The following is a 21,999-nucleotide window of genomic DNA, read 5'->3' as shown; positions in this document are numbered from 1 at the left end:
GAGATCCTCGGCCTGGACGTCGCCACCACCGAAGACGGAGCCGGCTGGCTGGCCTTCCTGCGCTCGCTCATCGCCCGCGGCCTGACCGGCGTCCAACTCGTCGTCTCCGACGCCCACGCCGGCCTGGTCGACGCGATCGGAGCCGTCCTGCCCGGCGCCTCGTGGCAGCGCTGCCGCACCCACTACGCCCGCAACCTGCTGAGCCAGGTCCCCAAATCAGCCCAGCCCTGGGTGGCGACGCTGCTGCGGACCGTCTTCGAACAGCCCGACGCCACCGCAGTCCACGCGCAGATGAAACAGGTCCTGGATGGCCTGGAGAAGAAGTTTCCCAAGGCCGCCGAACACCTGGATACCGCCCAGCACGACCTGCTGGCCCTCACCGCCTTCCCCCGCGAGATCTGGCGGCAGATCTGGTCGAACAACCCGCAGGAACGACTGAACAAGGAAATCCGCCGCCGCACCGACGTGGTCGGCATCTTCCCCGACCGCACCGCGGTGATCCGCCTGGTCGGCGCCGTCCTGGCCGAGCAGAACGACGAATGGACCGAAGCTCGCCGCTACATGGGCCGCGACCTCCTCGTCAAGGCCCGCCTCCACCCGATCGAGTCAGATACCGGCGACACCGCCCTGCCCACCGAACTCACCGCATAGCCTCAAAGAAGAGATCACCGAGTGGCCGTCGATACACCACCCCAACGGACGTGACCGCAGTCGCGCCACCCCTCGCTTGCCCTGCTCACGTATGTGGCCGCTATCGAGGGCTTCGGGATGCGCTTCGTCCCTGACGCTCCCTGCAACTGTCACCCGGAGTGCCGTCATAGCAAAGGAGTCGCAACGCAGCGATTCCGCAAAGCGTTGAAAACCGTACTTACCCAACGCGAGGTGAAAGAACTCGCCGAGCCTCTGTACGACAAACGCTCCCACAGTGGACACCGGGGAACACTTTTCAGTTCGGAAGGTGTCTTCGGACATGTGCCCGGCTTGATGTTCCAGACCAATCCCTACTTCGAGTTCGATGCACTGCTACTCGGCAGGGTCAGTTATGTTGCCGGCAAGGTACTCACAGCCGCTCTCGGTGACGCAGGGAACGCCCCAACACCGTGACCGCCAACGGCCCCAACTCAGTCCCGAAGTCGGCTGTCGAGGCGCCCGCTATGACCTTCTGACCGCCCCAAGCCGCCAGCCGCCCGGTGACAGCCCGCAGGACCAGCTCGCTGAACCACGACGCATGCAGGGGCGGCTGCACCGGCCGTACGCCGCACCCAACAGGCGCGGCCGTTGGGTGCGGCGTACGGTCGACCTACTCGTCCAAGCGCTGCAGCGGGATGGGCGCATCGAAGACGTCTACGACGAACTCCGAAGATCCGTTGCCCTCGAAGTCGACATCGCGGTCGCTGTGAAGCAACGTGTGGATCCTTACCCAACGCCCCTCGGCGCTTGCATTCTCCGCCACATTGAGCGCGCTACGAACGGGGCCGATGGCGCCAGCGAGCCGCTTACTCGTCCAGGTCTTCAGGGGCTTTGCTTCTGCGGGAAGCGCCCATGTGCGAGGCTCAGCGCTGGCTGGCACGGAGACCTCATCGCTGAGCAATTGGATCACCCACTCGACGACACCCCCGCTTCCCCGCTCGTTCGACATACGAATGCCGAGCCCGATCGTGTACGCACCCTCCAGGTACTCCTCGAGCTCATCGTCGATCCCCCTGAAGTAGACAGCAGGGCGAACCACCTCAATCGGCCCGAACCCAGTGAAGGCTCCGAGCACCGGCGCGCACTTGTCCTTGAGGTATTGCTGCGCGGCCATGCGCACAGGCTTCGGGACTCGATCCAGTACCACTCCGAGAGCAGTCTCGTCCCGGTCGGCCAGGAAGCAGTTGAGTGCAGCGACGAGTTCCTCGGTCAGGTCGGGATCGCCCGCTCCGAGCGTAACCACCGCCTCCAACTCGTCACGAGGGCCTCTGACCAGGCCGAATACCCTGCTCCGTCCCGGACTTGTGTACGCGATGAACGAATGAATCATTTCTTGTCTCATATCACGTCTCAGAAGCGACCCCAGCGCAAACATGCGCCGGGACGGCCACAAGTAATAGGGAACCCCGCCAATCAACGTGTCGTCTGAGCTACATGCTCGTTCGCATAGTCAAAGGTGGCATGCTGTCAGACCCAGCACTTCAGCCCGGGTCCGCATGGCTAGAGGCAGGTTACCCGGGCGCCAGGCGCGGTGACAATGGCGCACAAAGACGTGAGTCAGGCGCAGGCAGTGCCAGGGCTGACCGTCCGGCGGACGGAGGAGCACAGATCGCCGGCGCCACATAGGGATCCGGCAATACTGTGACCCGGGCTCCGCCCTCACTGCGCGGTAGCAGTTAGCAAGGCACCTCGCCAAGTTCCATGGCATGCCAGGATCACCTTGAGGCCCGGTCCTTGGCGGCCAGTGGGCCCAACTCCGCCAACCCGAAGGAGCAGCATGGAACCCCGCAGCGCAGCTGCTGTCGGCAAAGACTTCCCGTACACCTCGAAGACGCTGTGCTACATCGAAGTAGCCAAGGAGGGAACGGTGTCCTACGGCGTGGGCGCCGGCGCTTACGAGCGCGCTCGCAGCGGGGAGTCCCGGCTGTTCGCCGTGTGGCCGGGCGCCTGGCGAAGCGACCTGTTCGTCATAGACGACCTCAACGAGTATGCCCGCGCACACGGACTCCTTCACGATCAACAGCGCACTGGGCTTGCTGACCACGAGCACGCCGCCCGATGGGCGCTGGACCCCAGCGAGAAGAATCCAATGGGCAGCTACATCACTGTCCGCGTCCATCTGGACTGCGGATGCTCCATCAATGACCTCGCCGCGTTCGCCAAGCAGATGCGCGCCCAGCAAGGATGGGACATCGCCACGACTGGCGGGTGGGGCGGGAGTACTACATCAGGAACCTACATGCGCGTGCGTCGCAAGAGCCTGGGGTCCTGAGGTCACGTCCGTTGGGGTGGTGTATCGACGGCCACTCGGTGATCTGAGGACGGCTCCGATCGCGTCGACCAGGCCGGCGTGGGCGTCGGAGACGACGAGCTGGACGCCGGTCAGGCCGCGGGCGATGAGCGAGCGCAGGAAGGCCAGCCAGCCGGCTCCGTCTTCGGTGGTGGCGACGTCCAGGCCGAGGATCTCGCGATGGCCGTCGGCGTTGACACCGACCGCGACCAGCGCGGCAACGTTGATGATACGGCCGCCTTCGCGGACCTTCTGGGTCAGCGCGTCGACCCAGACGAACGCATAGGGTCCCGCGTCCAGCGGCCGGTTACGGAACGCGGCGACCTGTTCGTCCAGGTGCTTGGACATAGCGCTGACCTGGGACTTCGATAGCTGGGTGACGCCGAGGGACTCGGCGAGTTTCTCGACCCGGCGGGTGGAGACGCCGAGCAGGTAGGCGGTGGCGACCACCGAGATCAGGGCCTGTTCGGCCCTGCGGCGTCGTTCCAGGAGCCAGTGCGGGAAGTAGCTGCCGCTGCGGAGCTTGGGGATGGCCAGCTCGACGGTGCCGGCCCTGGTGTCCCACTCGCGCGGGCGATATCCGTTGCGATGGTTGACGCGTTCGTCGCTGACCTGCCCGTATTCCGCGTTGCAGAGGGCATCTGCCTCCGCGGACATGAGCGCGTCGGCGAACGTCTTGACCATCGCGCGCAACAGATCCGGACTCACCGCAGCGAGGTTCTCCTCGGCAAGGACGTGCAGGGGCAGACTGTCAGGTGCGGTCATCGTGCTGATCTCCTTCGAGGCTTCGACACTTCGAAGATCAGCCGGTGGCCGTTTGTCTATGCGGGCACCAACCCAGACGCCGGAGCAAACCCCCGCATCAGGTCCAACCCGCTACACCACTTCCAAGGACGCAACCGGTCCTGACCGACCTCGCGGGGGCTTCGCGCGTACCGAGAGGTCCTCACACTCTGACCAGCGGCATACGGCGCTCGTCGCTCTTCCTGTGGGCGCCCGACACGCCTCCGCCACAGTCTGTGCCGTCGACATCCTCTGTCACACTCCACCGCAGGTCAGAGAACCATCCTAGGCGATCGGCACATTCACTCCGGAGCCGTGTGCGCAGGTTCGAATCCTGCCTTTGGCACCTCGCACGAGGTGCCAAAAGACCCCGCCACCAGCCAAGACGCTGAGTGCGGGGTCTTTGCGTATGCGCAGCCGTATGCCGCCGAAAGTGGGCGTAGGACGGGGTCTGTGGACTATCCGTGGACGGGATCTTGCGTGGACAGCGGCGTCTCGGCAGAAGGCCTTTGGCTCTCTGATCAGCAGAGACGCACGAATCACGAGGGCCCTTCGGACACTTGGGTGCAGAGCCAGGTCCACGTCCTGCTGCGGGCCGTCCACGGTGGCAGGGAACCCCGGAGTATTCGCAGCATACTGATGCCTAACTGGTGAACCGAGGGCAGGACTCCCGTCATGACCGAACGACGAGGACCGTGGATTCGCCACAGTCGGATGCCGCTGTGCGCGACTCCACACCTCACCGCCTACCGGGACGAGGTCACGCTTCCACATGGAGAGCAAGGCGCCTACGACTGGGTGCAGACGCCTGACCAGGTGCGGGTTGCCGCACTGGTCGACGGGGCGCTTCTCGTCGTCAAGCAGTACCACTATCTCACCGGAGCGATGTGGCAGCTGCCGGGCGGGTCCGTGGATCCAGCGGACGAGGGCAGTCGCACAGCAGCCCAGCGGGAACTGGCCGAAGAGACCGGTTACCGCGGCGGACGGTGGAGCGACAGGGGCTCGCTCCACGCCCTGCCCGGGCTCACGCCCGCCCGAGTCCACCTGTGGAGCACGATCGACCCCTCCTCGTCCTGTGCTGCGCTGGAGCCTGTCGAGGCGGACCTGGCGGTCCGTCGCATTTCGCTAGGTGAGGCAGTGTTCGCGGTTCGGGACGGGCGCATGCGATGCGCGGCCAGTGCGGCTCTGGTCTTGATGCTCGCCCTGGAACAGAGTCCGTGAACTAGTCAGCCCAGGTCGTCTCGCGCGTCCAGGTCGAAGTCCTCCTCACGGCCAGCGAGCCGGTCCTCGCACCGCTTCAGCTCCGCCTTGAGATCGGCACGCCGCTGCGGAGCAAGTGCAGTCCGGTCGAGCATTCCCCGCAAAGCATCCCTACGGATCAGGAGGTGCACGGGACGCTCGCGGCTGATGAACCGCTCCGTGCATGCGTACGCGGTCTGGTAGTCCTGCTGGGCAATGCTCAGCCGGGCCCTGAGGCCGGTCCGAATGTCACGGCGCTGCCTGCTGAACTTACGATCAAGTCGGTCCAAGGCCGTGCTTGCCTCGTCGATGCGTGCGGTGCGCAACGCACAGAGCACGTAGTTGGCCAGCACTTCGAATCGCACGTTGTCAGACTTCTCCACTGCCTTCTCGGCGAATTCGTAGGCGGTTTCCATGTCACCGCAGAGGTACTCCACGCGCGACGTGCGGTGGCTGACCATCTCGGCACGATCGATGTCCGCCAGACGCACGAGCAACGAGAGTGCCGTGTCCCGGTCGCCCAACTTACAGGCGATCTGTATTTTCAGGTCCACGACATAACGATTGTCGGGTTGCTTCTCCTCTGCGCGCGAGATGTGCTCATTGGCGCGGGGTAGATCCCCCAAACGAACAAAGCAGTCTGCCATCTCACGGTGGATCGCCATGCCACCGCGTCCGCTGTCGAGGGCCTTCTGATACTGCTTCAGGGCCTCTCGGTGCTCGCCCCTGTGTCTCTCCAAGAGGCCTGTGAGGAAGAACGCATCGCGCATCTGACCTCGCTTCTTGAGCTCTGCAGTGTGTTCGCCCGCCTCCGCGAACTCGCCGAGTTTCACGTGGGCACGGATGAGTGTCGTCCGGGCCTGGTGAATGCTGGGATCGGCGTCGAGCGCGTCGGTCGCCATTTCGACGGCGCGTTGATACTCCTGCTCGTGGTAGTACTGCTCGGCCAGCTTCACTCGGTCGGTGAGCAGGGCGTATGCCCGGGGAGTGGACTTTTGCCCGGCCTTGTCCATAGCGCGGAACAAGGTGCGTTGCAGGGCCAAATAGTCGGTTCCGTCCTCGGCCCGGGCCAGGAACTCGTCGAGTCTGCTCGCGACCGCCCCGTACTCCGCCTTACTGCAGGCACCGAACTCGCGGCGGATCGCGTCCACAGCGGGCCCGGACACCTCGTACCAGCCGCCAGCGGTCGGAACGATCAGAGAGACGTCGATGAGATGGATCAAGGCCTTGTCGATACCGTCATCCGAGGTACTGGTCGCCTCCTGCAGGACGGAAAGCGGCAGGGGGCTGTTCGCCGCCATGACGCGAAGGATCTTCTGCTCCAGGTTGCTAAACTTGTTCTGTTTGAGATAACTGGTCAGCGGCGACGCGCCGAAATCCGAGAGCATCCGGCCGCGAACCGCCAGATCTGGCCCATAGGCCTTGATCAGTTCGAGCGCGAACGTGACCGAGGGCGGATAGCCGCGGACCGCTGTGGTGATCTCCTTTACGGTCGCAGGGGTCAAAGTAATCTGACGGGCTTTCGCCATGAGACCGACGAGACGACTGATGTCCGCGTCTTCCAAAGGCCGGAGATGGACCACGCCAAGGGGGCGCATTCCTCGCGTGATGAAGTGATCCCGCGAGGGTCGCCTGTTCGTGAGCAATGCGGTGACGATGTCCGGGTGCTGGCTCAGTGACTCGATCAGGTCGAGGATGTACGGCGCGATGTCGCCGTCGTTGTCCAGAAGCCCACCCTCGTCATGGAGTACGGGCATCTGGTGGTACTGGCAGATTTCCTGAAACTTGACCAGTGCATGCGCAAGGGCCTGCGCGTCGCTGAGTGCGGTGATCTCTCTGGTCCGCTGTAGGGACTCGCCGGCAGTCTCTGAGGGATCGACCAACGCGGAGAGCTTCGCGGCGAGGGCCTGCACTGTGTCGCCGGGTTCGACGTCGATGACCACGAGGGTCTCCAGGTCCAGCGACTCGCGTGCCATCTTGCTTAACGTGGCGCGTCGCCCGATGCGTGGAAGTCCTGTCACGCAGGCAACCTGGCTCTCCGCTCCCGGTTCCGGCGCTGAGTACACGTCCTGAAGTGCCGCGATCTCTGCGGCCCGGCCGACGAAGCGGGGACTCTGGCCCTGACGCACCAGATCGTCTATGAGGATTCTAATCCTGCGTGCGGCGGGCTTCGTCGCGATCGTCGTGATGTGTTTGGTGCGGTTCAGCCAGTCCGGCAGGTCATCGGGCGCGATGCTCTGGTCCAGACGGACCACGAGGACGTTCTTGATCCGCCCCATCGCTGCCTGGAAGCGTGCCTCACGAATCTCGTGTCGCACCCATGGGGAGGCCAGCGCGGCCTTGCTGAGGAAGAAGACGAAAGCTGCTGATTCCTTGAGGGCCTCGTCGATGGAGCTGAGGATGTCGCCACCAGCGTGGAACGAACGGTAGTCGATTGTCGCAAAAGCCCGGCCGACCTCGGACGCCACTTCTCGTACGAAGGCGGCGTCCTGGGTCGAGTAGGAGAAGAACGCCTTGATCACGGAGCGACCGGTCCTCTCGGGGCAGGCGGCTGGGACGATACGGACGCTTGCGAAGCCTGGGCAGGGACCATCTCCGAGGTCCGGATCAGATCCCCGGCCCCTGCCACATTGCCTAGCACCTGTGCCAGTTCCAGGAGAACCAGACGCAGCGAGTCAAGGTCGGCTCGGACCGCGCCAATCTCCTGCCAGTTGTTCTCATGCTCGACGGCGGAACGGCCGGCCGGCGCGGAGCTCTCCCAGGCCATTAGCCGCGGATGCCACTTGCTGAGGACGGGTCGCACCGCCCGGTTGAGCACGGTGACGGCGAGAATCCCGAACGACACCTCGTTACGAGTCCCGGGGGGCGCAACATCGGGGCCGTACCGTTTGAGGATGTCGCGGACCGTCGCGAAGAGTACGTACATAGACGTCAACGCCTCACGCACCGAACCTTCGTCCTCACGCAACGGGACAACGGAAACCCGCGTCACCAGTTCCACGTAGAGCTCCCAGGCAGCCCTCTGCTCCGCATCGTCAGGCTCCCACTCACCACCGATCTCTCCCAGGAACGGAATGGCGATCTTGACGTTCAACCGCTTTTGCCGCATGTGCCCCCCCTACATCCAGTGCACTTGTCGATCCGTCAGATGGTAGATCAGTCCCGAGGCACTGGGAGGCCAGAGCCCGGTGAGAGGCCAGCAACAGGAGCGCGGCAACGGCTACTTTATGGAGTAGCACGGATCTAGGAGACCGACCACCCACCTGCTGCACTCGGTGCGGTCGCACAGGGGGACGAAGACCAGTCAATCGATTCCGACGAGGCCTGTGACCAGCAGGTCATCTGCAAGACGAAGGGCCCTCCGGAGCCGTGTGTGCGGGTTCAAGACCTGCCGGAGGTTCGGGCCTGCGCGAAGGTCCGCTTGGCAGGCGGGAGCACCGATCAGAGCAGTCCCGGTTCCCCCGCCAGCCAGTCCACTTTCTGAGCAGCGCTCACTACTCGCCGTTCGGTGTCGCCGGCCGCGGAGGGGCCACTGGGCGGTAAACCAGGCCCAGGGTCAGGCGTGGGCCTTGAGGGCGGCGAAGCGGGCTTCGATTTCGGCTGCGTCGCCCATTGTGTCGAGGCGTTCGAACTGGGCGTCCAAGGACGAGTCGGCGAGTTCCTGTTGGCCCAGGGCCCTGGCTTCCTCGCGGCGGACTATTTCCTCGAAGCGGCTCAACTCCGTTGTGGGGTCCAGCACGTTGATGTTCTGCGCCGCGTCCAGCATCTGGCTCTGTGCCTGGGCGGTCTTCGAGCGGGCCACCAACTGGTCGCGCTTCGAGTGGAGCTCCGTCAGCTTGACCTTCATCTGGTCCAGGCCGGCCTTCAGCTTGTCCACGACCTCTCGCTGCGTGGCGATCGTCGGCTCGGCGTCCTTCGCCTCCCGGCCCGCCTGCAACTGCCGCTGGAGCGCCACCTTTGCCAGGCGGTCGAACGCGTCCGCGTCCGTACCCGAGCCCGCGGCCCGCAGCTCGTCCGCCTTCCTACTGGCGGCCAGCGCCTTGGTGCCCCATTCCGTGGCCGCCTCCTCGTCCTCAGTGTGGTCCTGTTCCAGCAGGCGCAGGTTGCCGATGGTCGTGGCGACCGCCTGCTCGGCCTCGTCGATGTTGTTGCCGTAGTCGCGGATCAGCTGGTCGAGCATCTTCTGCGGGTCCTCCGCCTGGTCCAGCAGCGCATTGATGTTCGCCTTCGCCAGCTGCGCGACGCGGCCGAGGATCGTCTGCTTGGTCATGGGGCCAACCTCTCGCTCTCGCTTTCCCCGAGCTGCCGCTCAGAACCTGCCGCCACCGCCCCTCCGCCCCCGTGTCCCCCCGCCGCCGAAGCTACCGGGGCCGCCCCCGCCGAACCCGCCGCCGAAGCCGCCTCCCCCGCCGCCGCCGAACATGCCCCCGCCCGTCCCGCGGCCCATACCGCCGAAGATCTCCCCGAGCAGGATGCCGCCGAGCACCGCCCCGCCCATGCCGCCGCCCCCACGGCGGCCGCCCATGGTGTCGCCGTACGGACTGCCGTACATGCGCACATCGCCCTCGGCCAGCTGCTGCGCCGCCCGGGCCAGCTCGTCCGCCCGCTGCGCCTCCGTGAGCGCCGCGACGGGATCCGCGGACTCCTGCGCCAGTTCCAGGTGGCGCAGTGCCTCGGCCAGCCGCGTCCTGGCCTCGCTGCCCACTGCCGCCCGGTGGGTCGTGATGAAGTCCGAAGCGGCGCCCAACGCGCTGCGCGCCGTGAGCAGGGCCTGGTCGAGCAGTGCCCGGGCCTTCTGGTTGCTCACCTCGTGCTCACGCGCTCCGGTGAGGGCGCCGTCGAGGGCCGCGCCCGCCTCCTCCACACGGCGCAGCACGTCGATCGGGTCGTACGGGCCCGCAGCGATCTGCGTCCGCACCTCCCTGACGACCGACTCGGCGCGGGCGATCCGGCCGTGCAGGTCCGCCGTGGAGGTGCCCTCGGGGGTGCCGAGCAGCATGCCCCGCGCCTCCGCGAGGTCGGTCTCGGTCTCCGTCAGCGCGCCCGGCAGCTTGCCCGCCGCCTCCGCGAGCTCCGTCCCCAGCCGGCCGACGGCGTCCACGAAGGTGCCCGCCTGGTCGATGGCGCCCTCGGCGGCCCGCAGGTGCACGGCGGCCGTTCCGCCCGCGCCCGCCGCCACGGCCTCGCGGGCCCGGTCGACCTGGGCCGCGGCGAACACGAGCCGGTCCCTGGCCTGCTCGACGTGGCCCGCGACGGGCAGCACCGCGGTGGGCGCGTACCGCGTACCGAGCGTGGTGAGCGTGGTCTGCGCCGTGTCGGTGCGGCCGGTGACCTCCCGCAGCTCCGCCTCGGCGTGCTGCAGCGCCTGGGGCGCGTTCTCCTCCAGCGCGCGCAGCCGGTCGAAGCCCTCGGCCTCCGCGTCGAGCCGCCGGTTGGCCTCGGTGCAGCGCGCGATGATCTCGTCCAGCATGCGGCGCCTGGCCGTGTCGTCCTCCGGGATCGCGTCGTCGAGCTGCTGCCGTAGCCGGAAGGCCGCCGTGAGCTCCGACTCCGCGTGCCCCAGCGCCTTCCCGAAGGGTGCGGCCGCCTCCTCGCCGAACTGGGCGGTGGCGAAACCGAGTTCCTCACTGCTGGTGCGCACCGCGTCGTCCGTCTCGACGAGCAGTTCCCTGGCCCGCCGGTCGAGGTCGGGCAGCGGCACGGCCTGTTCGCCGCGCCTGCCCCAGCCTCCCCCGCTCGGGGTGCTGCGGGTTCCCGGGCGCTGCCTGCGCCGGGTGTACGCGTACCAGCCGAGGGCGAGCAGGGCTCCCAGCAGCACGACCGGCAGGATGAGTTCGCCGCCCGTTACCCCGAGGCCGCCGGCCCCGCCCGGGTCGGCCGCGCCCGGGGTGATCGCGGGCGTGGGCACGGGCTTGCCCGCGAGGACCGCGCCGATGCCGTCCGCCGCGCCGATGGCCGCCCCCGCCCAGTCGTTCTGCCGCAGCGCCGGTTCGACCGCCGTCTGCGCGACGTCCCGCAGTTGGGCGTCGGTCAGTGACGAGTCCTGGTCCACGGAGTACGCGTACTGCCGGTCGTGCGTGGCGACGGCCAGCAGTACGTCGTTGAGGCCGAGGCCGTTGCGCCCGGCGGTCGTGTCGGCCCAGTCCTGGGCGGAGCGGCCGGAGAAGTCGCGTACGTAGGCGACGTAGAGCTGCACGCGGTGCGTGTCGTCGAGATCGCGCAGGGCCGTCGTGACGGCGGCCTTGCGGTCGCCGAGCGCGTCCACCCTGTCGGTGATCTGGCCGGTACGCGACAGCACGATCGGGTCGTCGGCGCGGGCCTCCGCGGCGGGCTGCAACAGCCAGCACAGCGTTGCCAGTGCGCTGATGAGGGCGTACGCGGCACGCAGGGTGTGCGAGGTGCGAACGCCACTGTGCATCGGTTCTCGGCTCCGGTGCGGCCTCACTTTGTGAGCGTATTACCCCTTCTGGCCCACCGCGACCGGGACCGCCCGGGGCTGGGACCTGCCCCTTCGGGGGCCGCGTTCCCCGTACGGGCCCGGCCCGCGGGCCGGTTCCCGGGTGCCGGTGGCGGGGTGCCGGTGGCCGGGTGCCGGTGGCCGGGGTCAGCCGCCGGCGAGCGGGACGAGGCGGAGGAAGGTCAGGGTCGGGGTGGTCGTGAGGTCGACTTCTTCGTCGAGGTCGGTGAGCTGGTGGGTGGGGGTCAGGACGAAGAGGGCGTTCGAGAGGAAGGCGCGTTCGGCCCGGGCGGCTTCCGTGGGGCCGTCGAGCGGGGCGGCGACGGGCTGTGCGGTCCTGGGGCGTGTGGTCGTGGGCCGTGCGGCGTTGTGCAGGGTCACCTCCTCGTGGACGCGGAGGTGGAGCAGGGCCCGGACGGTCATCCGCTCCGGGAGGCCCGTGAGCCGCAGGGCCGGGGCGCGTTCGCCCCCGGCCGTCTCGTCCTGGAAGGTCACCGTGGTCATCGCGCGGCCCGCTCGATCTGGCGCCGGATGGCCGGGTCGGCGATCGCCGAGTCCGCTGCCAGCAGCGCCGCCTTGGACAGGATCAGCGCGAGCCGGTCGTCCTCGAAGGGCAGGAAGACCTTCGGGTCGGCCGTGCGGCGGGCGGGGACGACGCAGAGGTAGGCGTCGTCCGGTGCCATCAGGACGTTCGCCGAGCCCAGGTGGATGCGGTACGTCGTGAGGTCCCCGCGGACCGTCAGGTAGCGGCCGTCGAGTGTGCACCGCTCCGCGATCCTCAGGCGCGGCAGGATCCGTTGCAGGGCCTCGCGGCGGACCTCCGCGTTCGCCGTCAACTCCCCGAAGGACGCGGCCCGCCAGTACGCCGCGTGGCGGTCCTCGCCCCGGTCCGTCCACGTCGGGTCCGCCGCGATCGAGGTGACGGCCACGAAGAGGTCGACGTCCCGCATCGCCTCGCTGAAGACCAGGGGCGGCACTTCGGCGAGCGGGACCTCCTGCCGGCGCCGCCCGTCGCGGCGCTCGAACCGTACCCGGTCGGTCGCCGCGTGCTCCGGGTCGTGGCCCGCGTCGTCCCCGGCCGGTTCGTGGTGGAAGCAGGCGTGCCACCCGCCGTCCGCGAACTCGCGCCGGGCCAGGCCGTCGTGACCGCCGTCGTGGGCGCCGAGGAAGCCGGCGTGCCAGCCGCGTTCCTTGAACAGCGCGTACAGCCGCGGGTAGTCGACGATGTGCGCCGCGAAGCGGTTGGAGTAGGCGCCGGTCTCCTCCTCGGCCGGGGTGGGCAGGTAGATCTCCCGGAACGCCTGTTTGAACGGCTGCCGCAGCCCCGCGGCGACCACCTGGGCGCGCCACGTGGCGACGGCGTCCGGCGAGGCGTGGACCGGGTGCCACAGGCGGATGTGCGTGGGCTCCCCTGTGGGCTCGGCCGTGGGCGCCACGGCGTGCCAGGTGCCCTCGGCGTCCCGCGCCTCCCAGATCAGGCCCCGGGTGAGGACTCCGGTGACGGGGTGGTCGCGGTAGTGGCGGCGCCATTCGTCGTACGGCCAGGTGCGCCCGGCCGACATCAGCGCCTCCAGGCGGGCCCGCTCCCCCGAGAGTGTCGCCCGCACCTGCTTGACCAGTGCTTTCAGCCCCTGGTGCGCCTCGGCGCACCCCTCCTTGACCGCCGCGGGGGCCGTACGGGAGGTGCGTCCGTCGGGACCGGTGAAGGTGAGCCGTACGGTCACGGCGTCCTCGATCGCCACCCGGGCCCGGTATCCCGCCAGTTCGCGGACGTACGTGCCGTCCGGGGCCAGGCCGTGCGCCGGGACGCTGCGCTCGACCAGCTGTGCGGGCGTGATGCCCTGCCGGGCGGCGGCCGTGGCGAGGGCGGTGTCGAGCTGCTTGAGGAGCGCCCGGTGCCTGAGCTTCGCCCGCAGCCGCCACAGGCCCTCCAGAGCGGCGGGGTCGTCCACGTCCGCGAGGGCGTTGATCGCCGCCCCCGCGAGCTTGACGTCCTCGATCACGTCCGATCCGGGTCCGCCGGTGCGCAGCGCGACGGTGACGAGCCGGCCCACGGTGGCCGGGCCGGCCGTGAGCGAGGCGGCCCAGACGACGCCGCGCGCGAGGTCGCCGTCGTTCTGGGCCACGAGGTAGTGGAGGTGGAGGGTGTCACCGAGCCAGGGGTTCGGCGACCCGTGCGTCCTGCTGCACTGCGGGTCGTCCTCGGCCAGTGAACGCAGCATCTCCGCCGTCGTGTCCCGTGCCGCTGCCGCGTCGCTCAGTTCCCGGCAGGTGCGCCGCCAGCGCTGTGACGGGCGCGGCCCCGACAGGCTCACCGGATGCCGGACGAGGCCGGCCAGCCCGGGCGTGGGCGCGGTGTCGGCGCGCTCGCGCAGCGCCGTGGCCCACGGCGCGTGCGCCGGGATCAGCTCGTCGGGCATGAGAGCGGCGTCGTCGTCCGCGAGCAGCGCGCGCAGGCGCCGGCCGAGCGGGCCGCGTACGTCCGCGCCGACGTCGGCGGCCATGAGCTCCCGGTACGCCCGGCGGAGGTGGGGGGTGACCGCGGCGCGGCCGTCGGCGTCGAGCCGGTCGACGGCGTCCAGCACGGCGCCGAGCGCTTCCGCGAGCCAGTGGCCCGTGCGGTACTCGGCGACGCGGAGCAGCATGACGGCGACCTCGTCGGGTGTCCATCCGCGCCGTCGGGACACCAGGGACGCGACCTGCTCGCGGTAGTGCCACACGCCCGTGCCGTCGGGGCGGGCCACGAGCAGCAGGGTCAGGGCGGCGGCACGCGTCTCGTCGTCGCCGCGGGCCGCGAGGCCCTGGTCGATCTCGGTCCGGGTCGCGGCGTGCAGTTCCCCCAGGCGCCGGTACTCCCCCGTGCGGGTTCCGAAGGCGAGGCGGAACTCCGCGCGGCCGCGGTCGAGGAGGTCGACGAGCCAGCGGGCGCGGTCGAGGGCGGCGGCGCGCACGTCGTCGAAGGCGTCGTTCCTGCGGGCTTCGGCCAGCACGGTGTCGTACAGCATGCGGGGATGGTGGCAGGGGCGTACGACAACGGCGCCTTGGTGGGAGGGCGGGCGGGGCCGTCGAGGCGGGGCCGTGGAGGTGGGGCCGTCGTGGTGGGGGGTCAGCTGGGGAGGGGGGCCGGTTGGGCGGGGGACTTGGGCTGGGCCGGGGGTTGTTCCTGCTGCGGGGGCTGTTCTTGTTGTGGGGGCTGCTCCTGCTGCGGGGGCTGCTCGGGCTCTTCCTGCTGCGGGGGTTCGGAGGGGGGTTCCTGCGGCTGTTCCGGACTCTGCGGCTTCTGCGGTTCCTCCGGCTGCTCCGGCTCCTCCGGGCCGCGGGGCTCCTCCGGGCCGCGGGGCTCTTCCGACGTCTCCGGGCTCTGCGGCTTCTCCGGCTTCTCCGTGCCGTCCGGGGACTTGGGCTGCTCCTTTGTGCCGGGCGACTTCGGCTCCTCCTGCTTCTTCTCCTCGCTCGGCGGCGCCGTCTTCCCCGGCGGTTCCAGTTGCGACCCCGTGGACGGCGACGGCAGCACCGGCACCGGCGAGCCGGACTGCACGCCCCCGGGCGGTTCGACCTCGTGGTCGCGCTTGCCGTCCACCGTGCCGCCGGGCCGCTCGAACCAGCGCTTGCCGTCCTGGTCGTAGAGCGTGAGCGTCTTCATCGGCTTCTCGGACGGCACGACCGCCACCAGCCCCGCCGCGCGGAACGTCCCCCACTGCCGCCCGCTGTACGTCGGCGTACCGCTGACGGCGTCGGGGGCGCTCAGCGGGTTGCCGCACGTGCAGCGCACCACGGGCACACCGCGGTCGTCGACCATCACGGGAGTGCCGGCCTGGAGGATGGCCTGGTACGCGGTGGCCTTGCCGTCCTTGAAGCCGTGGCTGGTGACACGGGTGTCCCAGCTGAGCTGAACGGGCGTCAGCGAACGCAGGTGGGAGGGGAGGTCCCGCTGCGCGACCTTCAGGGTTCCGGCGAAGGCCCGGGCGCGGGGCGGGTCCTGGGCGAGGTACCTGATCTGCTTCTCGACGTCGCAGGCCGCCTCGTTCTGCTTGGCGCTGTAGAGCCCCGGGTGCGCGCCGCTGACCTTGAGGGTGCCGCGCGGGGCCGAGGACTCGTTGGGGGTGATCGTCGGGGTGACCGCGGTGCCCGCCTCGCCCGCCGTGGACGGGGTGAAGGGGTCGGGGCCGGCGGCGGAGGCGTTCTGGAGGAAGATCTCGCCGCCGCCCTTGGTGCCGCCGAGGAACGAGAAGGCGAAGATCACCGCCACCGCCACGACCAACGCGGTGCCCGCGGTGACGAGGGTGCGACGGTTCCGCCACCACGGGGCGGGCGGTCCCCGGTGGCGGCCGGGTTCCCCCGGTTCGCCGCCGTGCCCCGCGCCTCCCGGTGGACCCGGCGGCGCCGGTGGTCCGGGCGGTGGTGGCGGGCCGTGCGGTGGCGCCGCCGGTGGGGGTGGGGGTCCCGGTGTCACCGGCGGGTGCCCGCCCGACGGCCGGCCGGACAGCGGTCCGGACGGAGGGCCGGACGGAGGGCCGGACGGAGGTCCGGCGGGGTGTTCGGGCGGAGGAGGTAGGGAACTCACGGCACTCTCCACGGACGTGGGGCATCGGGCCTCCGATTCCATTATGTGCGCCCTCGCCGGGAGGGGTGAATCGGCACGGAATTCCTTGAAGGCTCGATTTTTCACGGGCATTCCGGCAGTGGGGCATCCACGAAGCTCCCTCCTCCAGGGAACACGGGAGCGTGCCGCGGGGCATCTCCCGTCCTTTCGCGGCTTGACCGCCCGCACCCGTCCTGACCTGCCCCGATCTGCTGCGCAGGTGGCGCCGCGGGTCCGGGACGAGAATCGGTACATGGAAGCAGTGGGATACAGCGGCACGAACACCGGTCTTCTGCTCGTGGACCCGTACAACGACTTCCTGTCGGACGGCGGGAAACTCTGGCCACGCGCGAAGACCGTGGCCGGGCAGGTGGGCCTGCTCGACCACATGCGGCAGGTGCTCGCGGCCACCCGCGCCCGCGGCATCCGTACGTTCTTCGTCGCGCACCGCCGCACGGCCCCCGGGGACTACCGGGAGTGGGAGCACCTCTCCCCGGCGCAGGAGGCCACCGTCAAGGGGCAGGTCTTCGCGCTGGGCTCCTGGGGCGGCGAGTTCCACCCGGACTTCCAGCCGGTCGACGGCGAGATCCGGGTGCACGAGCACTGGTCGTCGAGCGGCTTCGCCAACACCGACCTGGACTTCCAGCTGAAGCAGCACCGGGTGTCGCGCATCGTGCTGATCGGCATGCGGGCCAACACCTGCGTCGACACCACGGCACGCTTCGGCCAGGAACTCGGCTACCACGTGACCCTGGTGCGGGACGCGATCGCCGCCTTCAGCCCGGCGGAGATGGAAGCGACCTTCGAGGTGAACGCGCCGGTCTACGCGCACGCCATCCTCACCACGCAGGAGTTCCTGGACCTGCTGCCGCCCTGCCCCGAGGAGTACGGGGCGGGGCGGTAGCGGCGGCGGACGTCAGGGCTGCGGGGTGAGCCAGCGGTCGTACCAGGCCACGCTGCGGCGCATCAGGTCCAGCAGGTGGGCGCGTCTGCCGATCATGTGGCCCTCGCCGGGGTAGACGGCGAACTCGTGGGGGACGCCGTGGTGGCGCAGGGCGCGGTGGAGGAAACGGCCTTGGGAGACGGGCACATTGGTGTCCTCCTCGCCGTGGAGGATCAGGACCGGGGTGCGGATGCGGGAGGCGTACGAGATCGGGCTGACCCGGTCGTGGACGTGGGGTCCGGGGCCCTCCCAGCCGATGCTGCCGCTGCCCGCCGACTCGAGGACGGGTCCCTGCTCGCCGGTCGCGCCCAGCATGCCCCAGTCGCTGATGCCGGCGCCGACGATCGAGGCCTTGAAGCGGTCGGTCTGCGTGACGGCCCAGGCGGCCAGGTAGCCGCCGTGGCTCCAGCCGCCGATGCCGAGGCGGTCGGGGTCGGCGACGCCCTGGGCGACGAGGAGGTCGATGCCCTCGGTGATGTCGGTCCATTCGGCGCCGCCGACGGCTCCGTCCACCGCGGTGGCCGCGAAGGCGTGGCCGTGGCCCTCCCCGCCGCGGGGGTTGGGGAGGAAGACGGCGTAACCGGCGGTGGCGAAGAGCTGGCCGGGGGGCAGGTCGATGTGGAACTGCCATTCGTCGGTGTAGCGCCCGTACGGGCCGCCGTGCGCGATGGTGATCATCGGGAAGGGGCCGTCCTCGCGGGTGCGGCCGGGCGGCAGGAGGAGCAGGCCGTCGAGGGCGAGCCCGTCGGAGGCCTTGTAGGAGAGGCGTTCCTGGCTGCCCCACGGGATGTCGCGGATCTCGGGGCGGGTGTCGCTGATCCGGGTGAGCGGGCCGTCGGGCGGTCCGGCGTGGACGTCCTTGGGCTCGTACGCGGTGCCCGCGAGCACGGCGACCGTCCCGCCCGTGCGGCTCGCGGTGAGCGCGTGGACGATGCCCGGGCGGGTGTGCAGGCGGCGGAAGCGCCGCTCGGCGGGGTCCAGCCGGAACAGCGCGGTGTCCAGGCCGTCGGCGAAGACGGCCAGCGGCGGGCCGGCTTCGACCTGGAGGAGTTCTCGGGGGCAGACGGTCATGCCGGCGGTCAGGTCGCGTGCCTCGGGCGGTGCCTGGTCCCCCGGGTCGTCGGGGACCGCGCGGTCCAGGACCGCGGGCGAGCCGACCAGGCCGGGCGGGGTGGTGGCCAGGTGGGCGAGGTGCCAGCCGTCCTCCGCGCGCCACCAGACCGGGCGACGCGCCGCGTGCCCGGCCGGGCCGAGGTCGTGGACGGTGAAGGTGACGGTGTCGACGAGGTGGAGCTCCGCGGTGAGCGAGCCGGGGTCCTCCTCCGCGCACTGCCAGGTGAGGACGGCCAGCATGCCGCCGTCGGGGCGCTCCGCCACCTCGACGACGTGCCGGTCGCCGAGGCCGTCGACGGTGCGGACGGCACCACTGCCGAGGTCGAGCAGGCGCAGACGGGCGGAGGGCTCGGGACCCGTCCGCTCGGTCCACACCATCACGTCGTCGTCCTCGGCCTCGCCCGGTTCGCCGGCGGCGATCAGGGCGACGGTGCGGCCGTCGGCGAGCGGCAGGTGGCTCGCGATGCCGCCGGGCCAGGTGGTGAGGGCCTCGGCGGGGCCGTCCGGTCCGCCGTCGGCGGCGAGGCGTACGCGGTGCAGTTGCCCGGCGGTAGTGAAGAAGACCGCCGCCGAGTCCGGGGCCCAGCGCGGTGCGCCGATCCAGCTCGTGCCGTCGGTCAGCTGCCGGGGCTGTCCGCCGCCGTCTGCGGGCACCGCCCACAGGGCACTGGCCAGGCGGTCCGCGACGGCGAGGGGCCGCGCCGTGTGGACGACCGTGCGGCCGTCCGGGGAGAGGGCCGGGAACATCGGTATGACGCTGTCCACGACCGTCCGTGCCACGATGTCGCTCTGTACCGTCAATGTGCCCTCCACAGCGTCCACTTGGGTCTCGCCTTCCTCCTGGGAACCGGGCACATCCTGCCGCAGCCCGCGGCCCGTGGACAGGCGCGAAGGACCATGGAGCTGTCGCCGACGAGGACGAACCGCCTCGCGAACGGCTGCCCCGGCGCCCTTCCCGCGGCCGCCTGCGTCGCGTACGCCACGCAGGCGCCGGCCGCGCTCCCCCGCCTCGCCGCCTGCGTCCTCGCCGTGGTCTCCGCGGTCCTCGCGGTACGGGGGCACCGGCTCGGGGTGACCTGCTCCGCCGGGCGCCTGACGATCCGCGGGTACCTGCGCACACGGGTGATCCCGCGCGAGCGGGTCACGACCGTCACCGCCGTCCCCGCGGTCCGCTGGACCGGCCCCTCGGGGCGGGCACGGTGGACGCCGGTCACCGCCTTCGTGGCAAGCCCGGGCGAGAGCACCGCGGCTCGGGAGCGCAAGGAGTACGCGGTCGAGAAGCTGCGGCGCTGGGCCGGCGGGCGGTGAGGTGCCGGAGGCGAAGTGCCGGCTGCCCGGTACCGGCCCCTGGTTCTCGGTCGCTCCCACACGGCGTCCCCCGACCGCCGCTGCGTCACCCGTCCGCCACCCCGCGGGGATGGCGGGGCACCGGACCCGTATGGTTAAGTTAGGTAAACCTAACCTAACTTCGCGGAGACCCGGATGCGCAGCAAGACCACCGTCCCCCTCGCTCCCGCTCGGCCGACGCCCGCCGAACGCATCCGGTCCGTCCTCGCCTCGGCCCACTCCATGACAGTCGTCACCGACCGGGAGCGCACGGAGGTGGCCCGGCTGACCGCACAGGCGCTCGCCGGCCACGTCCACCTGCACCCCCTGGAGACGGCCTTCGGCCCCGAGGGCACCCCGATCTCGCTGGAGTTCACCGACGTCGCGCCCACCGCGGTACGGGACCGGGTGCGCGCCCGCGTGACGGTCACGGGCTGGACGGCGGCGCCCTACCGGCCGGACGCCCAGGACAGCCAGTGCGTGCAGTTCGTGCACGCGACGCTGGAGACGGCGGAGGGCACCGTCCCGGTGGGTCTCGCCGAACTGACGACGGCGGAGGCCGACCCGCTGGCGACGGCCGAGGCGGGCATGCTGACGCACCTGGTGGACGACCACGCGGAGCTGGTTCCGCTGCTGCTGCGGCTGGTGCAGCCGGCCCCCGCCCCCGGCGCGTGGCGCGTGCTGCCTGTGGCCGTCGACCGCTACGGGATCACGCTGCGCGTGGAGTACGCGAACGGCCACACCGACGCCCGGCTGCCCTTCCCGTCCCCGCTGGAGAGCGCGGACCGGGCGGGGAGCCAGATCCAGGCGCTGCTCAACAGCGCCCGGCGGGCCTCGCACCGGGGACGGCTGTTCGCCGGCTGGTGAACCCGGCGTCATCCCCGGGGGCCGCGTGGACGCGGGCACCGGCGCCGGCGGACGCCTCTGTCACATTGGAGGCGTCCGGTTCGTCAGTGCGCCAAGGGGACGCGACGAGGGAATGGGACCGATGGACGACACGGAGTTCCTGGCGGAGCGGTTCGAGGAGAACCGTGCGCACCTGCGGGCGGTGGCGTACCGCATGCTGGGCTCGCTCGCCGAGGCGGACGACGCCGTGCAGGAGGCGTGGCTGCGGCTGAACCGGGCCGGGGCGGACGGGATCGGGAACCTGGGCGGCTGGCTGACGACCGTGGTGGGCCGGGTGTGCCTGGACATGCTGCGCTCGCGGAGCTCCCGGGGCGAGTCGTCGCTGGACGACGTACGGATGCCGGACCCGGTGGTGAGCCCGGACGACGCGGCGGGCGACCCGGAGCGGGCGGCGCTGCTGGCGGACTCGGTGGGGCTGGCGCTGCTGGTCGTGCTGGAGACGCTGTCGCCCGCCGAGCGGCTCGCGTTCGTGCTGCACGACATGTTCGCGGTGCCCTTCGAGGAGATCGCGCCGATGGTCGGGCGCACGCCGGCGGCCGCGCGGCAGCTGGCGAGCCGGGCGCGGCGCCGGGTGCAGGGGGCGGCGCCCGTGCCGGACGCGGACCTCGGCCGGCAGCGGGAGGTCGTCGGGGCGTTCCTGGCGGCCTCGCGCGCGGGTGACTTCGATGGCCTGGTCGCGGTGCTGCACCCGGACGTCGTGCTGCGCGCGGACACCGGCGCCGCCTTCCCGGGGGTGGCCCGGGAGGTGCGCGGCGCGCGGACGGTCGCGAGCCAGGCGCTCACCTTCCGGCAGGCCGCGCTGCACGCGCGGCCGGCGCTGGTCAACGGGGCGCCGGGGGTGGTCACCGTGGCGGACGGCCGGGTGGTGTCGGTCCTGTGCTTCACGGTCGTGGACGGGCTCGTCGTGGAGATGGACATCCTGGCCGACCCGGACCGGCTGACGGGGCTCGACCTGGCCGCGTTCACCCAATAGAGCACATGTTCGATTGCGGGGTTACCCTGGACGCATGACGGCACCGCTCCAAGGATCGCTCTTCGACCAGACCGACGAGCTGCTGCTCGCTCCGCTGGACGGCCTCCGGCGGACCGGGCTCGGCAGCGGGGCGTGGCTCGACCTGCTGCCCGGGTGGCTGCAGGGGGCCGACGCCCTGTTCGGGGAACTCGCCGGCTCGGTGCCGTGGCGGGCCGAGCGCCGGCAGATGTACGAGCGGGAGGTCGACGTACCGCGGCTGCTGTCCTTCTACGGGGAGGGCGATCCGCTGCCGCACCCCGTCCTGGACGAGGCCCGGGCCGCCCTCGACGCCCACTACGCGGACGAGCTCGGCGAGCCCTTCGTCACGGCGGGGCTCTGCTTCTACCGGGACGGCCGGGACAGCGTCGCCTGGCACGGCGACCGGACGGGCAGGTCGGCGACCCAGGACACGATGGTGGCGATCCTCTCCGTCGGCGACCCGCGCGACCTGGCGCTGCGGCCCCGCGGCGGGGGCGCGGCCGCGATGCGGCTGCCCCTCGGGCACGGTGACCTCGTGGTGATGGGCGGCTCGTGCCAGCGGACGTGGGAGCACGCGATCCCCAAGAGCTCGCGCGCCGTGGGACCGCGGATCAGCGTCCAGTTCCGCACGCGCGGCGTCCGCTGAACCGCGCCACCGCCCCGGCGCCTTCCCCGTACG

17 protein-coding genes and 1 pseudogene are annotated in these 21,999 nt (G+C 70.7%); 8 read left to right on the top strand and 10 right to left on the bottom strand.

Annotated elements, in window-relative coordinates; all coding sequences use genetic code 11:
* Positions 1–651: IS256 family transposase (locus ABZ479_RS31145; protein ID WP_500464685.1), on the top strand; the 651-nt coding region annotated here is incomplete at its 5' end.
* Between the two features lie 649 nt (positions 652–1,300).
* On the opposite strand, the gene ABZ479_RS31140 is transcribed toward ABZ479_RS31145, so the two are convergent.
* A complete protein-coding gene (locus ABZ479_RS31140; protein WP_500464684.1) occupies positions 1,301–2,020 on the bottom strand; it encodes a hypothetical protein in 720 nt (239 codons plus the stop codon).
* Positions 2,021–2,467: 447 nt separating this feature from the next.
* On the opposite strand from ABZ479_RS31140, the gene ABZ479_RS31135 reads away from it, so the two are divergent.
* The gene (locus ABZ479_RS31135; RefSeq protein WP_500464683.1) at positions 2,468–2,962 is read left to right on the top strand and encodes a hypothetical protein; all 495 of its coding nucleotides are present in this window, start codon (positions 2,468–2,470) and stop codon (positions 2,960–2,962) included.
* Between the two features lie 15 nt (positions 2,963–2,977).
* Here ABZ479_RS31135 and ABZ479_RS31130 read toward each other — a convergent pair.
* Positions 2,978–3,745: pseudogene (locus tag ABZ479_RS31130) on the bottom strand (IS256 family transposase); the annotation flags it as partial.
* 693 nt (positions 3,746–4,438) lie between these two features.
* Here ABZ479_RS31130 and ABZ479_RS31125 point away from each other — a divergent pair.
* Positions 4,439–4,984 (top strand): NUDIX domain-containing protein, encoded by a 546-nt coding sequence (locus ABZ479_RS31125; protein ID WP_500464682.1) that lies wholly within the window; start codon positions 4,439–4,441, stop codon positions 4,982–4,984.
* Positions 4,985–4,989: 5 nt separating this feature from the next.
* Here the strand turns inward: ABZ479_RS31125 and ABZ479_RS31120 are convergent, their stop codons facing one another.
* From ABZ479_RS31120 to ABZ479_RS31090, 7 genes are all read right to left on the bottom strand, one after another.
* Positions 4,990–7,524, bottom strand: coding sequence for a TIR domain-containing protein (locus ABZ479_RS31120; protein WP_500464681.1), 2,535 nt, complete (start codon positions 7,522–7,524; stop codon positions 4,990–4,992).
* Positions 7,521–8,111, bottom strand: coding sequence for a hypothetical protein (locus ABZ479_RS31115; RefSeq protein WP_500464680.1), 591 nt, complete (start codon positions 8,109–8,111; stop codon positions 7,521–7,523). The genes ABZ479_RS31120 and ABZ479_RS31115 overlap by 4 nt, the downstream gene beginning before the upstream one ends.
* Positions 8,112–8,558: 447 nt before the next feature.
* Positions 8,559–9,272, bottom strand: a complete 714-nt coding sequence (locus tag ABZ479_RS31110; protein ID WP_500464679.1) for a PspA/IM30 family protein — start codon at positions 9,270–9,272, stop codon at positions 8,559–8,561.
* A 39-nt stretch (positions 9,273–9,311) separates the two neighbouring features.
* The gene (locus ABZ479_RS31105) at positions 9,312–11,420 is read right to left on the bottom strand and encodes a TPM domain-containing protein (protein ID WP_500464678.1); all 2,109 of its coding nucleotides are present in this window, start codon (positions 11,418–11,420) and stop codon (positions 9,312–9,314) included.
* A 186-nt stretch (positions 11,421–11,606) separates the two neighbouring features.
* Positions 11,607–11,963: a hypothetical protein gene (locus tag ABZ479_RS31100; protein ID WP_500464677.1), complete on the bottom strand. Its 357-nt coding sequence runs from the start codon at positions 11,961–11,963 to the stop codon at positions 11,607–11,609.
* Entirely contained in the window at positions 11,960–14,464 is a 2,505-nt protein-coding gene (locus tag ABZ479_RS31095) for a DUF4132 domain-containing protein (protein WP_500464676.1), read from the bottom strand. Before ABZ479_RS31095 ends, ABZ479_RS31100 begins: the two co-directional genes overlap by 4 nt.
* A gap of 101 nt (positions 14,465–14,565) precedes the next feature.
* Positions 14,566–15,714: a DUF6777 domain-containing protein gene (locus tag ABZ479_RS31090; protein WP_500464675.1), complete on the bottom strand. Its 1,149-nt coding sequence runs from the start codon at positions 15,712–15,714 to the stop codon at positions 14,566–14,568.
* Between the two features lie 580 nt (positions 15,715–16,294).
* Here ABZ479_RS31090 and ABZ479_RS31085 point away from each other — a divergent pair.
* Positions 16,295–16,945, top strand: a complete 651-nt coding sequence (locus ABZ479_RS31085; protein ID WP_500464674.1) for a cysteine hydrolase family protein — start codon at positions 16,295–16,297, stop codon at positions 16,943–16,945.
* Between the two features lie 12 nt (positions 16,946–16,957).
* Here ABZ479_RS31085 and ABZ479_RS31080 read toward each other — a convergent pair whose 3' ends face one another.
* A complete protein-coding gene (locus tag ABZ479_RS31080; protein ID WP_500464673.1) occupies positions 16,958–18,898 on the bottom strand; it encodes a prolyl oligopeptidase family serine peptidase in 1,941 nt (646 codons plus the stop codon).
* Between the two features lie 96 nt (positions 18,899–18,994).
* On the opposite strand from ABZ479_RS31080, the gene ABZ479_RS31075 reads away from it, so the two are divergent.
* The 4 genes from ABZ479_RS31075 to ABZ479_RS31060 all read left to right on the top strand — a co-directional run bounded on the left by ABZ479_RS31075 (position 18,995) and on the right by ABZ479_RS31060 (position 21,966).
* The gene (locus ABZ479_RS31075) at positions 18,995–19,405 is read left to right on the top strand and encodes a hypothetical protein (RefSeq protein ID WP_500464672.1); all 411 of its coding nucleotides are present in this window, start codon (positions 18,995–18,997) and stop codon (positions 19,403–19,405) included.
* A gap of 174 nt (positions 19,406–19,579) precedes the next feature.
* The gene (locus ABZ479_RS31070; protein ID WP_500464671.1) at positions 19,580–20,290 is read left to right on the top strand and encodes a DUF2470 domain-containing protein; all 711 of its coding nucleotides are present in this window, start codon (positions 19,580–19,582) and stop codon (positions 20,288–20,290) included.
* A gap of 121 nt (positions 20,291–20,411) precedes the next feature.
* On the top strand, positions 20,412–21,302 hold the full coding sequence (gene sigJ, locus ABZ479_RS31065; protein WP_500464670.1) for an RNA polymerase sigma factor SigJ: 891 nt from the start codon (positions 20,412–20,414) through the stop codon (positions 21,300–21,302).
* A gap of 34 nt (positions 21,303–21,336) precedes the next feature.
* A complete protein-coding gene (locus ABZ479_RS31060) occupies positions 21,337–21,966 on the top strand; it encodes an alpha-ketoglutarate-dependent dioxygenase AlkB (protein WP_500464669.1) in 630 nt (209 codons plus the stop codon).
* The last annotated feature ends 33 nt before the right edge of the window (positions 21,967–21,999 follow it).

Origin of the sequence: Streptomyces sp. NPDC005722 (genome assembly GCF_040630935.1) — a bacterium.
Classification (GTDB): Bacteria; Actinomycetota; Actinomycetes; order Streptomycetales; family Streptomycetaceae; genus Actinacidiphila.
This window is presented reverse-complemented; position numbering and strand designations above follow the sequence as displayed.

What these genes read in the sequence shown, in the direction of transcription:
- ABZ479_RS31140 (WP_500464684.1), bottom strand. Translation starts at nt 2,020, where the DNA reads ATGATTCATTCGTTCATCGCGTACACAAGTCCGGGACGGAGCAGGGTA.
- ABZ479_RS31105 (WP_500464678.1), bottom strand. Translation starts at nt 11,420, where the DNA reads ATGCACAGTGGCGTTCGCACCTCGCACACCCTGCGTGCCGCGTACGCC.
- ABZ479_RS31095 (WP_500464676.1), bottom strand. Translation starts at nt 14,464, where the DNA reads ATGCTGTACGACACCGTGCTGGCCGAAGCCCGCAGGAACGACGCCTTC.
- sigJ (WP_500464670.1), top strand. Translation starts at nt 20,412, where the DNA reads ATGGACGACACGGAGTTCCTGGCGGAGCGGTTCGAGGAGAACCGTGCG.
- ABZ479_RS31135 (WP_500464683.1), top strand. Translation starts at nt 2,468, where the DNA reads ATGGAACCCCGCAGCGCAGCTGCTGTCGGCAAAGACTTCCCGTACACC.
- ABZ479_RS31110 (WP_500464679.1), bottom strand. Translation starts at nt 9,272, where the DNA reads ATGACCAAGCAGACGATCCTCGGCCGCGTCGCGCAGCTGGCGAAGGCG.
- ABZ479_RS31070 (WP_500464671.1), top strand. Translation starts at nt 19,580, where the DNA reads ATGCGCAGCAAGACCACCGTCCCCCTCGCTCCCGCTCGGCCGACGCCC.
- ABZ479_RS31125 (WP_500464682.1), top strand. Translation starts at nt 4,439, where the DNA reads ATGACCGAACGACGAGGACCGTGGATTCGCCACAGTCGGATGCCGCTG.
- ABZ479_RS31100 (WP_500464677.1), bottom strand. Translation starts at nt 11,963, where the DNA reads ATGACCACGGTGACCTTCCAGGACGAGACGGCCGGGGGCGAACGCGCC.
- ABZ479_RS31085 (WP_500464674.1), top strand. Translation starts at nt 16,295, where the DNA reads ATGGAAGCAGTGGGATACAGCGGCACGAACACCGGTCTTCTGCTCGTG.
- ABZ479_RS31075 (WP_500464672.1), top strand. Translation starts at nt 18,995, where the DNA reads ATGGAGCTGTCGCCGACGAGGACGAACCGCCTCGCGAACGGCTGCCCC.
- ABZ479_RS31115 (WP_500464680.1), bottom strand. Translation starts at nt 8,111, where the DNA reads ATGCGGCAAAAGCGGTTGAACGTCAAGATCGCCATTCCGTTCCTGGGA.
- ABZ479_RS31060 (WP_500464669.1), top strand. Translation starts at nt 21,337, where the DNA reads ATGACGGCACCGCTCCAAGGATCGCTCTTCGACCAGACCGACGAGCTG.